Origin of the sequence: Streptomyces asoensis, from assembly GCF_013085465.1 — a bacterium.
Lineage (GTDB): Bacteria > Actinomycetota > Actinomycetes > Streptomycetales > Streptomycetaceae > Streptomyces > Streptomyces cacaoi_A.
Genome location: NZ_CP049838.1, coordinates 4,394,640 through 4,407,062 on the forward strand (window position 1 = coordinate 4,394,640; position 12,423 = coordinate 4,407,062).

Sequence of the window (12,423 nt, forward strand, 5' to 3'; positions counted from 1 at the left end):
CGACGTGAGCGGTGACGTCAGGGTGGGCGGACCGTGGGGACGGTCAGGTGGTGGTGGAGACGCCGAGGGCAGGGAGGACCACGGCGTCGATGTACGAGAGGAGGAAGGCCTGCGTCGGCGGTTGTTCGTCGAGCATGGTGCGGGCGGCGAACGCGCCGATCATCATGTGCGGCACATAGTCGAGCGCGGGGTTGTCCGCACGGACCTCGCCCCGGTCGATCGCCCGCTGGAGCACGTTGCGGAACTCCGCCATCTCCGGCTCGATGAGGTGTTCCTTGAACGCCTTCAGGAGGTCCGGGCTGCCATGGATCGCCATGGCCAGTCCTCGCATCAGCGCGGAGTTCTGCTCCATCTCGCAGTCGTCCGAACGCATCGTGAGGGCATGCAGGTCGCCCCTGAGCGATCCGGTGTCGACACCGCCGGCGGAGGCGCCCGGCTTGTCGTGCCGTACCGCCTTCGCCACCAGCTCGGCCTTGCCGCCCCACTGGCGGTAGAGCGTCGCCTTGCTGGATCGGGTGCGGGTGGCCACGGCGTCCATGGTGAGGGCGTCGTAGCCGACCTCGCGGAGCAGGTCGAGCACGGCCCGGTACAGCTCGGCCTCGCGCTCGGGCGTGATGCGACTGCGACGCGCCGTTGCGATCTCAGTCATGCCACTCACCTTCCGGCTCCGTCGTCGCCAACTCGTCTCGTACACCATGAAGATACCCTGAGGATCAGCGAAACGAAACCGTTTCGTACGTGTGCTGGCTCACGAACGTGAAGGACACATAAGAAGGACACATAAGGCGGCCCCACAAGTTGCCCGGCCCCATTTGCCGGAAAAGCATGGGGAGGTGAGCTATCTGCGTCTGCCCCACCTCAGTGGTGACCTGCTGTGCTTCGTGGCCGAGGACGACCTCTGGCTGGCCCCCCTGGCCGACCCCGGCCGCGCCTGGCGGCTCACCGTCGACCGCACCAAGGCCGGACACCCCCGGTTCTCCCCCGACGGGAGCCTGATCGCGTACACGAGCTGGCGCAGCCTCGTCCCGGAGATCCATCTGGTGCCCGTGGACGGCGGACCGGGACGGCGGCTGACCTACTGGGGCAGCTCCGACACCCAGGTCTGCGGCTGGACACCCCCCGACCAGGACGGGAACACCGACATCCTCGCCGTCGCCTCCCACGGCGAGCCCTTCTCCTACTTCACCTGGGCCTACAAGGTCCCCACCGACGGCGCCCCCGGCCGCAAGCTCCCCTGGGGCCCGGTCTCCGACCTCCAGACCGCGGACATCGACGGCGAAGGCAGGACCCTCCTGCTCACCGGCACCCCACCGCACGAACCCGCCGCCTGGAAGCGCTACCGGGGCGGGGCGACAGGCCGCCTGTGGCTGCACGGGCAACGGCTCCTGGCAGACCTCGACGGCCACCTGCACTCCCCCCTCTTCGTCGGCGGACGGATCGCCTTCCTCTCCGACCACGAGGGCGTCGGCAACCTCTACTCCTGCGCCCACGACGGCTCCGACCTGCGCCGGCACACCGACCACGACGCCTTCTACGCCCGGCACGCCTCCAGCGACGGCACCCGGGTGGTGTACCAGTGCGCCGGCGACCTGTGGATCGTCGACGACCTCGCCGCCGACTCCGAGCCGCGCCGGATCGACGTACGCCTCAGCGGACCGCGCGCGGGGCGGCGGCCGTACCAGATCCCGGCCGCCCAGCACGTGGACGGCATCTCCGTCGACGAGACGGGACGGGCGAGCGCCGTCGTCGTACGCGGCAGCCTGTACTGGCTGACGCACCGGGACGGCCCCGCCCGGACGATCACCGACACCCCCGGGGTACGGGTGCGGCTGCCGGAGATGCTCGGCTCGGGCGGCCAGGTCGCCTATGTGACGGACGCGGAGGGCGAGGACGCCGTCGAGATCGCCCATCTGCCCCGGGCCACCGGCGACCGCGCGCCCCGAAGGCTGGCCTCCGGGCGGCTCGGGCGGGTGCTGGAGATGGTGTCCGACCCCGACGGCGAGCGGCTCGCCGTCGCCGCGCACGACGGGCGGCTGCTCCTCATCACCGTGTCCGACGACATCACCCTGGCCGACGACATCACCGGGTCCGACGACGCGGGCACCGAGGAACCGGCCGACGCGGGCCCCGCCGACGCGGACCCGGCCGACGCGGACCCGGCCGACGCGGGCCCGGCCGGCGCGGACCCGGCCGGCGCGGTCACCGAGCTGATCTCGTCGGTCAACGGACCCGTGCGGGACCTGGCCTTCTCCCCCGACGGGAGCTGGCTGACCTGGTCGCATCCGGGGATCGGCCGGTCGCTGCGGCAGATCAAGATGGCCCGCATCAAGGACCGGCTCATCGTGGACGTCACCAACGGCCGGTTCGAGGACGAGAACCCGGTCTTCACCAGGGACGGCCGCTACCTGGCCTTCCTCTCCTGGCGCGGCTTCGACCCGGTGTACGACGTGCACACCGGGGACCTGTCCTTCCCGCTGGGCTGCCGCCCCTACCTGGTGCCGCTGTCGTCGGCGACCCCCTCCCCCTTCGCCCTGACCCCGGAGGGCCGGCCCGCCGCCGGAGGCCTGGACCCGGTGGAGGACGACGAGGGCGGCGACGGAACCGTGACCGTCGAGATCGAGGGCCTGGAGAGCCGCGTCACGCCCTTCCCGGTACCGGCGTCCAAGTACTCGGCGCTGTACCCGGTGGCGGGCGGCGGGCTGGTGTGGCTGCGCTGGCCGATCTCGGGGGCGCTGGGCGAGACCTTCGCCAACCCGGACGACACCAGCGGGCGGCCGACGCTCGAGTACTTCAACATCAGCAAGGCGAAGAAGTCCGAACTCGTCGACCACCTCGACTGGTTCGCGCTCAGCGGGGACGGCTCCCGGCTGGTCGTGGTCGACGAGGGCGACCTGCGCGCGGTGCCGTCGGCCGAGTCCGGCGACCTGGACTCCACGGTCTGGATCGACCTGCGGCGCATCCTGCACGAGGTGGACCCGGGCGCCGAATGGCGTCAGTCGTACGAGGAGGCCGGACGGCTGATCCGCGCCTACTTCTGGGACCCGGGGATGTGCGGCATCGACTGGGACGCGGTCCTCGACCAGTACCGGCCGCTGGTCGAACGGGTCGCGTCCCCCGACGAGTTCGCCGATCTGCTGCGGGAGGTGCTGGGCGAGCTGGGCACGTCCCACGCCTACGTCACCGCCGCCCGCCGCAACGAGGGCCCACCGCACTACCAGCGCCTCCAGGGCCTGCTGGGCGCCAACCTCGCACACCGGGACGCCGGTTGGACGGTCCGGCGGATCCTGCCCGGCGACTCCTCCGACTCCAAGGCGCGTTCCCCGCTGGCCGGGACCGGGATCCGGGACGGGGCGGTCCTCACGCACGTGGACGGACGGCAGGTCGACCCGGTCACCGGCCCGTATCCGCTGCTCGCCGGCGCGGGCGGCACCACGGTCGAACTCACCTTCACCCCGGCCCAGGGCGAGGCGGGCCGTCCGCGCCGGGTGGCCGTGGTCCCGCTCATCGACGAACGCCCGCTGCGCTACCAGGACTGGGTGGCCAAACGGCGGGCCGTGGTACACGAGTTGAGCGGCGGCCGGTGCGGCTATCTGCACATCCCCGACATGGGCGGCTCGGGCTGGGCCCAGTTCAACCGCGACCTGCGGATGGAGGTGTCCAGACCCGCGCTGCTCGTGGACGTGCGCGGCAACGCGGGCGGGCACATCAGCGAGCTGGTGGTGGAGAAGCTGACGCGCACCATCCTGGGCTGGGACCTCACTCGCGACGCCCAGCCGGTGTCGTACGCCTCGAACGCGCCGAGGGGCCCGGTGGTGGCCCTGGCCGACGAGGCGACGTCCTCGGACGGCGACATGATCACGGCCGCCTTCAAGCTGCTGAAGCTGGGCCCGGTGGTCGGCCAGCGCACCTGGGGCGGCGTGGTCGGCATGACCGGCCGCCACCAGCTCGGCGACGGCACCGTCATCACCGTCCCGATGAACGCGGCCTGGTTCGACGCGTACGGCTGGTCCGTGGAGAACAAGGGCGTCACCCCGGACCTCGAGGTGCTGCGCACCCCGCTCGACTGGGCCGAGGGCCGCCACGCCCAACTCGACGACGCCGTACGGCTGGCCCTGGACCTCCTCGGCACCCGCCCCCCGGCGACCCCGCCGACCTACGACGACGTCCCCGACCGCTCCCGGCCCCGACTGCCGCCCCGCCAAGGGCTATAGAGACCAGGGATCCGGAGACCAGGGATCCGGGGACAGCCGGAGACACGCAGGGGCGCCCTCCCGAGGGAGGGCGCCCCACGTCAACGGCGGTAGCCGAGCTCAGCTACACGTCGAAGTCCTGGCCGATGCGCTCGTCGTCCTCGCGCCGCATACGCTCCGACGGCTGGCCGGGACGCTCGCCGGGCCGCTCACCGGGACGCCCGTTGGAACGCTCACCGGGACGCTCGCCGGGCCGCTCACCGGGACGCTCGCCCGGACGCTGCTTGCCGCGCTGAGCCTGCTCCTTGGCCTGCTCGACCTTCTGCTTGGCCTGCTGCTTGAACTGCTCCGACTGGTCCTGGAACTTGTCCTTCATACCCATGTGGGTTCACTCCTGTGGGGAGATGAGGGGGGTTGGGGCCCCTTGGTGGGGCCTCGACCAGATTCACACGGGCACTCACGCGGCGCATGTCGATCAACTACGCTGCGTAGCCCTCGCCTGTTCGTCGGCGGAGCCACCCGCGCCCACCAGCCCCGTCCGCATCCCGTGCAGCCGGGGCGCGAACCGCTTCATCTCGCGCTGGCCCACCGTCCCGATGAGCGCGGGCAGATAGCCGCGCACCCCCTGCATCCCCCGCAGCCACCACTGCCCGTACACGTGCGACGAGCGCCGCTCGATCCCGGCCACGATCCGGTCGACGGCCGGCCCCAGCGGGTACGTCTTGTTCGACGGCCACGGCAGCCGCTGCCTCAACTCCCGCATCACCTCGTCCTGATCGGCGCCCCGCACCATGTCGGTGTCGGTCCAGGACAGGTAACCGACGCCGACGCCGACACCCTGGTGACCGACCTCGGCACGCAGACTGTGCGCGTACGCCTCCACGCCCGACTTGGACGCGCAGTACGCGGTCATCATCGGCGCCGGGGTGATCGCGGCGAGCGAGGCGATCTGGAGCAGGTAGCCGCGGCTCTCCCGCAGCAACGGCAGGAAGGCGCGGGCCGTGACCGCCGAGCCGATCAGATTGACCTCGATGACCCGGCGCCAGGCCTCCGGGTCGGAGTCGGCGAACGGACCGCCGTTGGCCACACCGGCGTTGGCGACCACGATGTCCACCTTGCCGAAGCGCTCCTTCACCTCCGCCGCGACCCGGGCCATCGCCTCGTGGTCGGTGACATCGGCGTACCAGTGGTAGCTGTCGCTGTGCAGCCGCTCGGAGACCTGCTTCAGCGCGTCCGGCTCCAGGCCGACCAGCGCCACCTTCGCACCGCGCGCGGAGAGCTTGCGGGCGAGCAGCTCCCCGACGCCCCGCGCGGCCCCGGTCACGACGGCGACCTGTCCTTCGAGACTGACCCTGCTCATGCGCCCTCCTTCAACTGTGCGTATGTGGTGACGAGTTCCCGGATCCGGCCGGTGACCAGGTCGGGTGCCTCGACCGGCGTCATATGGCCGAGGCCGGGCAGTTCGGTGAGGCCGACGCAGTGCGGGAGCGCGGCGGCGATCCGGCGGGCGTGCACCGGCGGGGTGAGCCGGTCGCCGCTGCCGACGATCACCGCCGTGGGCACCCGCAACTCCCGTACGCCGTGGTCGAGGTCGAGCAGGTTCAGCACGTGCGACCAGGTGTGCCGCACCTTGCGCGGGCAGGCGTGCACGATGCGGGCGCACGCGTCCACCATGTGCGGGGCCGAACCGGCGCCCATCGTGGCGTACTTGAGGATCCGCTTCGCGACCGGCGTGACCGGTCCGAGGGGCGCCCTCGACCCGAGGATGTGCCGGGTCAGCCAGGTCCGCAACGGGCCGGGCCGCAGGGGGAGGACGGTGGACTCGGCGACCAGTCCCGAGGCCCCGGTGCTGCACAGCAGGACGGCCACCGCGTGCTCCTGGAAGGCGACTCTGCCGGCTGCCGCCAGCACCGTCATACCGCCCATGGAGTGCCCGGCGATCACCGCCTTCTCCCCGGGCGCGAGCGTCGCGGCGAGGACCGCTTCCAGGTCGTCGGCGAGGGTGTCGGTGCTGCACGCCTGGCTCGGCAGGGTGCGTCCGTGGCCGCGCTGGTCGTAGGCGATGACCCGGTGGTCGGCGGCGAGGTCCCGGATCTGGGCCGCCCAGAACGCGGTCGAGCAGGTCCAGCCGTGGGCGAGGACGACGGCGGGCGCGGTCTCGGGACCGTGGACCTCGACGTGCAGGAGCGTGCCGTCGGCGGAGACGGCGGTGAGCTCACGCGAAGGCACGCGGGAGTCCTTGCCCGAGGGCTTGCCGGAGGAGGCCTTGCCGGAGGGCTCGGCGGAGGAGGGCTCGGCGGAGGAGGTCATGCCGTCACCTCGTCCGGCTCCTCGGCGGCCTTCTGCACGACGGGTGCGCGCAGGACCTCGTACTCCGCGAGGTCGACGCGCCGGGTGGCCCGCCGGAACTCGGCCGTGGTGCCCGGCCAGATGGTGGTGTTGCGGCCGCTCCCGTCCAGGTACCAGCTGGTGCAGCCGCCCGTGTTCCACACCGTCCGCTTCATCCGGTCCTGCACCCGGCGGTTCCAGGCGTGCACGGCGCTCGGCCGGGCGTCCAGCGCCGCGCGCCCTCCGAGTACGTCGAGCTGGCGCAGATAGTCGGCCATGTAGTTCAGCTGGGACTCGATCATCAGGATCATGGAGGAGTTCCCGAGGCCGGTGTTGGGGCCGATGATCGTCATCCAGTTGGGGAAGCCGGCGGCGGAGGCACCGCGCAGGGCCTCCATGCCGCCCTTCCAGCTCTCCGCGAGCGTCCGCCCGTCGGCGCCCACCACCCGGTCGGCGATCGGCATGTCGGTGACGTGGAAGCCGGTGCCGAAGACGATCGCGTCGACCTCGGCCTCGCTGCCGTCGGCGGCGACCAGCGTGGACCCGCGGATCTCGCTCAGCCCGCTCGCGACGACGTCCACGTTGGGCTGCGTGAGGGCCGGATAGTAGGTGCTGGACAGCAGGATCCGCTTGCAGCCGATGCGGTAGTCCGGGGTGAGCCTGGCGCGCAGGGCCGGGTCCTTGATGGCGCGGGCCATGTTCCGCCTGGCGAGCTGCTCGACGAAGCCGAGTTCGTTCGGGTGCTTGGTGAACGCCTGGACCTGGAGTTCCCGTATGCCCCACAACAGCCCGCGGCGCAGCTGGGTGGTGAAGGGCAGCGCGCGGTGCAGTGCGCGCTCCGCGCCGCTGATGGGCCGGTCCATGCGGGGCATCACCCAGGGCGGGGTGCGCTGGAAGAGCGTCAGCCGGGAGACGTCGGGCTGGACGGCGGGCACGATCTGGATGGCCGAGGCGCCGGTGCCGACCATGGCGACGCGCTGCCCGGTGAGATCGTGGTCGTGGTCCCAGCGGGCCGAGTGGAAGACCTTGCCGGGGAAGGTGTCGAGGCCGGGGATCTCCGGGATCTTCGGGTCGGACAGCGGCCCGGTGGCCGACACGACGACATCGGCGAAGTACCGCCCGCCGCTGGTCTCGATGTCCCAGCGCAGCTCCTGCGCGTCCCACGTCATCCGCAGCACCTCGGAGTCCAGCCGCAGATGCGGACGGAGCCCGAAGACGTCCGTGACGTGCTCCAGATAGGCGCGGATGTGCTCCTGCCCGGAGAAGGTACGCGGCCAGTCCGGGTTGGGCGCGAAGGAGAAGGAGTACAGGTGGGAGGGCACGTCACAGGCGCACCCCGGGTAGCTGTTGTCCCGCCAGGTGCCGCCGACGCTGCCCGCCCGCTCCAGGACGACGAAGTCGGTGATCCCCTCGCGGCGCAGCCGCACGGCCGCCCCCAGCCCACCGAAACCGGACCCGATCACCGCCACCCGTACGTGTTCGGTCATCCCGACACCTCCTAGCCGTGCGTGCGACTCTACGGACTCTGCCAGTGAACACTGGCGCAATGGGAGACTAGAGCAGCTCCGTACCGATGGGTAGGGGCCGGGAGAGGGAAAGCTACCGGCGGTACAACATAGGCTTCGCCCGTGACGGACAAGCGGGAGTACCGAACGGAGGAGCTGGCCACGGAGGCCGGCATCACGGTGCGCACCCTGCGCTTCTACCGCGAGCGCAAGCTTCTGGCGCCACCCCGCCGCGAGGGCCGTATCGCCTGGTACGACGACCATCACCTGGCCCGTCTGCGCACGATCGCGGCGCTGCTGGAACGCGGCCACACCCTCACCGGCATCGCGGAACTGGCGGACGCCCTCGACCACGGCCGCGGCGTGGCCGACCTCCTGGGCGTCGGCGGCCCCACCGAGGAGGAACCGGTCCGCCTGACCCCCGAGGAACTCGCCGCGCGCTTCGAGGGCCAGGTCACCACCGAGAACCTCGCCGCCGCCCTGGACCTCGGCTACCTGGGCACCGACGGCGACGAGATCGTCCACATCAGCCGCCGCCTGCTGGACGTCTCCTCCGCCCTGGTCCGCGAGGGCATCCCACTCGCCGAGGTACTCGCGGCCGGCGTCCGGGTCCGCGAACACGCCGACGCCCTCGCCACCCTCTTCACCGACCTGATCCTGCGCCACGCGACCGAGGACGACCTGCCCCGCCTGCGCCCCCTGGCCCGCAGCGTGGTCGAGGCAGAACTGTCCCTCGCCCTGGACCGACGGCTGCACAAGACGACCTAGAGGTCACGCCTGCCGTCGCGCTTGGCGCGCTTGCGGTCACGCCTGCCGTCGCGCTTGGCGCGCTTGCGGTCGCGCTTGCGGGTCATACCCAGGTCGTACTCGCGGTCGCCCTATAGGTTGTAGACCACCGTCACCGGAGCGTGGTCCGACCAGCGCTCGTCATGCGTGGCCGCCCGCTCGACGAGCCCCTTGACGGCCTTGTCCGCGAGGGTGGGCGTCGAGACGTGAAGGTCGATGCGCCATCCCGAGTCGTTGTCGAACGCCCTGCCCCGGTACGACCACCACGTGTACGGCCCCGCCACGTCCGGGTGCAGCGTCCGCACGACGTCCACGTAGCCGCCGTCCGTCGGGGCGAAGACCTGGGTCAGCCAGTCGCGCTCCTCCGGGAGGAAGCCGGAGTTCTTGGTGTTGGAGCGCCAGTTCTTCAGGTCGGCCTGCTGGTGGGCGATGTTCCAGTCGCCCACCACGAGGACCTCGCGGCCGTCGGCGGCGGCACGGACACGCAGGTCCTTGAGGTGAGCCAGGAACTCGCCCATGAAGCGGACCTTCTCGTCCTGCCGGTCGGTGCCGACCTCGCCGGAGGGCAGATAGAGGGAGGCGATCGTCACACCGGGCAGGTCGGCCTCGACGTAACGGCCGCTGCCGTCGAACTCGGACGAGCCGAAGCCGATCCGGACGGCGTCCGGCTCACGGCGGCTGTAGAGCGAGACGCCGGCCCGGCCCTTCGCGGCGGCCGGTGCGTGGGTGACGAACCAGCCTTCGGGGGCCCGGACCGCCTCCGGCAGCTGCCCCGGCTCGGCACGCACCTCCTGGAGGCACAGCACGTCGGCGGAGGTGTCCGCGAGCCACTCCACGAAGCCCTTCTTCGCGGCGGCACGCAGTCCATTCACGTTCACGGAGGTCACGGTCAGCACCCGGGCACGATACAGGCCGCTTCCGCGCCGAGCTCCGCCGGATACCGGCACACTGGACCAGGTCCAGAATCGACTTTTCCCAGAATGTGCATACAACTACTGTGAGCGGCATGAATATACGTCCGGTCGCCTTCGACCACCCCGACGCCGTCAAGCTCAACGACGAGGTCCAGGCCGAGTACCACGAGCGCTACGGCGACGGCGGTGACGCCACGGTCCTGGAGCCGTCCGACTTCCAGCGGCCGCGCGGGGTCTACCTCATCGCGTACGACGAGCTGGACCGGCCCGTGGCCACGGGCGGCTGGCGCAGCCAGGACGACGACGGCAAGGGGCACGAGGACGGCGACGCCGAACTCAAGCGGATGTTCGTGATCCGGGAGATGCGGGGCAGAGGACTGGCCCGGCGGATGCTCACCGCGCTGGAGGAGGACGCGCGGGAGGCCGGCCGCGTCCGGATGGTCCTGGAGACCGGCACCGAGCAGCCCGAGGCCATCGCCCTGTACACCTCCAGCGGGTACACGCCCTGCACGAAGTTCGGCTACTACCGCGAGTTCGAGAACAGCCGGTGCTACGCCAAGCCGCTCGGCTCCTGAGAAACCTCAGCTTCTGAGGTAGGCGAGCACCGCCAGGACGCGGCGGTGGGTGTCGTCCGCCGGGGGCAGGTCCAGCTTGGTGAGGATGCCGCCGATGTGCTTGCCGACGGCCGCCTCCGACACCACCAGCTGACGGGCTATCGCACCGTTGGACCGCCCCTCCGCCACCAGCGCCAGCACCTCGCGCTCGCGCGGGGTGAGCCGGGCCAGCGGGTCGCGGCGCCGGCGCAGCAGTTGCCGTACGACCTCCGGGTCGACGACCGTGCCGCCGGCCGCGACCTCGCGCAGCGCGTCCACGAACTCCTCCACCTGGCCGACCCGGTCCTTGAGCAGATAGCCGACGCCGGTGCCGTCGCCGGAGTCGAGGAGTTCGGCCGCGTAGGCGCGCTGCACGTACTGGCTGAGGACGAGCACCGGCAGTCCGGGCCGCTCCGCGCGCAGCCGGACCGCCGCCCTCAGCCCCTCGTCCTGGAAGGCGGGCGGCATGCGGACGTCGGTCACGACGATGTCGGGCGTGTGGTCGGCGACCGCCGCCAGCAGACCCGGCGCGTCGCCCACCGCCGCCACGACCTCGTGCCCGAAGCGGGTGAGCAGCGTCGTCAGGCCGTCGCGCAGCAGGACACCGTCCTCGGCGAGGACTACGCGGAGGCCTCGGTGACCGTTCCCGTCCGGTCGCTCGGCTCGTTCGGCGGGCTCGGCAGGCTCGGCAGGCTCGGCTGGCTCGGCTCGCAAGGGATCTCCACACGCAGCAGGGTCGGTCCGCCCGGCGGGCTGGTCAGGGTCAGTCTTCCATCGAGCACCGACACCCGGTCCGCGAGACCGGTGAGGCCGGTGCCGCGGGCGCTGTCGGCGCCGCCGCGGCCGTCGTCGGTCACCTCCAGGACGAGCAGCCGCCCGCCCCGGTGTTCCGCACGCACGCGTGCGCGCCGCGCACCACTGTGCCGGGCGACGTTGGCCAGCGCCTCGCGGACCACGAAGTAGGCGGCGGCCTCCACGGCCTGCGGGAGCCTCGGCACCGACCGGGCGAACTCCATGTCCACAGGGACGGGCGAGCGGTCGGCCGCGTCGGCGACGGCCGCCTCCAGGCCGTAGTCGGCGAGCACCTGGGGGTGGATGCCGTGGATCAGCTCACGCAGTTCCGCGAGGGCCGCGCCCGCCTCCTCGTGGGCACGGGCGAGCTGCTCGGCGAGGGGGCCGCCGGGCGGGGCGTCGAGACGTGCCAGACCGAGGTTCATGGTGAGCGCGACCAGACGCTGCTGGGCGCCGTCGTGCAGATCGCGTTCGATCCGCCGACGCTCTCCCTCGAACGCGTCGACCAACCGCGCGCGCGAGCGCGTCAGTTCGACGACCCTGGCCTGCGGGTCGCCCCCGCGCGGGGCGACGAGCAGCCGGGTCAGCGCGGCCCGGGCGCCCGCCGCCACCCCGAGGGCGTACCCGCCCACGGCCAGCAGCAGCACGCCCAGCGCGGCGGCGCCGAAGGCGGCCGGCCAGCCGGTGACCGTCCACACCTTGAGCACCTTCGTCTCACGGCCCCCGCCGACCGTCGCCAGCAGCAGCGGGGTCGCGACCGTCGCGAGGGGAACGAACAGGGCGACGGTCAGCAGGAGTGCCTCGGCCGGCCAGAGGAGGCATGCGACGAGGAAGGTGTGGCCGAGTTCGCGCCAGGTGGCCCGTTCCCGGAGCCGGGTGGTGAGCCAGCTGCGCAGGCCCGGCGCGGCGGGCTCGGCATGCGCGCCGGGCGCGTCGTCCGCGTCGACGAGTAGCAGCCGGCGCCGCTCCAGGGCAGCCACGGGCAGCCCGGCGAAGGCGACGGCCGCGAGCAGCGGCAGCCCGACGAGGACGACCGCGAGGACTCCGCCCACCGCCACCACCGCGACCAGTCCCACGAGGACGGCGGCTCCGGTGACCGCCCCCGTCAGCAGATAGGCGACGGCCCGCCAGGGCCACGGCGACAGCAGGTAACCCGGGCGGATCAAGGCCTGCCACACGTTTCGGGGTTGCATACGGATCACCGTAGAAGGGGCGCCACGCCGGGACCATCGGCCTGACCGGAGGCTCGGGGGTATGCCTGGCCCTACCCCAGGTCTCGGTCCTGCCCGAGAGACCGGACCGGGGTGCGCACGGT

General features: G+C 72.1%; 11 protein-coding genes. 3 read left to right on the plus strand and 8 right to left on the minus strand.

The window, feature by feature from the left end; all coding sequences use genetic code 11:
* Positions 1-43: 43 nt before the first annotated feature.
* Entirely contained in the window at positions 44-649 is a 606-nt protein-coding gene (locus G9272_RS19520) for a TetR/AcrR family transcriptional regulator (protein WP_171397782.1), read from the minus strand.
* 184 nt (positions 650-833) lie between these two features.
* Here G9272_RS19520 and G9272_RS19525 point away from each other — a divergent pair, with 184 nt between their 5' ends.
* Complete coding sequence (locus G9272_RS19525; protein ID WP_171397783.1) at positions 834-4,211, plus strand: S41 family peptidase; 3,378 nt, start codon at positions 834-836, stop codon at positions 4,209-4,211.
* A 103-nt stretch (positions 4,212-4,314) separates the two neighbouring features.
* Here the strand turns inward: G9272_RS19525 and G9272_RS19530 are convergent, their stop codons facing one another.
* From G9272_RS19530 to G9272_RS19545, 4 genes are all read right to left on the minus strand, one after another.
* A complete protein-coding gene (locus G9272_RS19530) occupies positions 4,315-4,572 on the minus strand; it encodes a hypothetical protein (RefSeq protein WP_171397784.1) in 258 nt (85 codons plus the stop codon).
* Between the two features lie 93 nt (positions 4,573-4,665).
* On the minus strand, positions 4,666-5,550 hold the full coding sequence (locus tag G9272_RS19535) for an SDR family oxidoreductase (protein ID WP_171397785.1): 885 nt from the start codon (positions 5,548-5,550) through the stop codon (positions 4,666-4,668).
* The gene (locus tag G9272_RS19540; protein ID WP_171397786.1) at positions 5,547-6,500 is read right to left on the minus strand and encodes an alpha/beta fold hydrolase; all 954 of its coding nucleotides are present in this window, start codon (positions 6,498-6,500) and stop codon (positions 5,547-5,549) included. Before G9272_RS19540 ends, G9272_RS19535 begins: the two co-directional genes overlap by 4 nt.
* The gene (locus G9272_RS19545) at positions 6,497-8,005 is read right to left on the minus strand and encodes a flavin-containing monooxygenase (RefSeq protein WP_171397787.1); all 1,509 of its coding nucleotides are present in this window, start codon (positions 8,003-8,005) and stop codon (positions 6,497-6,499) included. The genes G9272_RS19540 and G9272_RS19545 overlap by 4 nt, the downstream gene beginning before the upstream one ends.
* A gap of 141 nt (positions 8,006-8,146) precedes the next feature.
* On the opposite strand from G9272_RS19545, the gene G9272_RS19550 reads away from it, so the two are divergent.
* Positions 8,147-8,791: a MerR family transcriptional regulator gene (locus G9272_RS19550; protein ID WP_171397788.1), complete on the plus strand. Its 645-nt coding sequence runs from the start codon at positions 8,147-8,149 to the stop codon at positions 8,789-8,791.
* Between the two features lie 110 nt (positions 8,792-8,901).
* On the opposite strand, the gene G9272_RS19555 is transcribed toward G9272_RS19550, so the two are convergent.
* On the minus strand, positions 8,902-9,705 hold the full coding sequence (locus G9272_RS19555; RefSeq protein WP_171397789.1) for an exodeoxyribonuclease III: 804 nt from the start codon (positions 9,703-9,705) through the stop codon (positions 8,902-8,904).
* 110 nt (positions 9,706-9,815) lie between these two features.
* On the opposite strand from G9272_RS19555, the gene G9272_RS19560 reads away from it, so the two are divergent.
* Complete coding sequence (locus G9272_RS19560) at positions 9,816-10,298, plus strand: GNAT family N-acetyltransferase (RefSeq protein ID WP_171397790.1); 483 nt, start codon at positions 9,816-9,818, stop codon at positions 10,296-10,298.
* Positions 10,299-10,304: 6 nt separating this feature from the next.
* Here the strand turns inward: G9272_RS19560 and G9272_RS19565 are convergent, their stop codons facing one another.
* Positions 10,305-10,916 (minus strand): response regulator, encoded by a 612-nt coding sequence (locus G9272_RS19565; RefSeq protein ID WP_253268218.1) that lies wholly within the window; start codon positions 10,914-10,916, stop codon positions 10,305-10,307.
* Between the two features lie 20 nt (positions 10,917-10,936).
* On the minus strand, positions 10,937-12,301 hold the full coding sequence (locus G9272_RS19570; protein WP_253267857.1) for a sensor histidine kinase: 1,365 nt from the start codon (positions 12,299-12,301) through the stop codon (positions 10,937-10,939).
* Positions 12,302-12,423 lie beyond the last annotated feature (122 nt).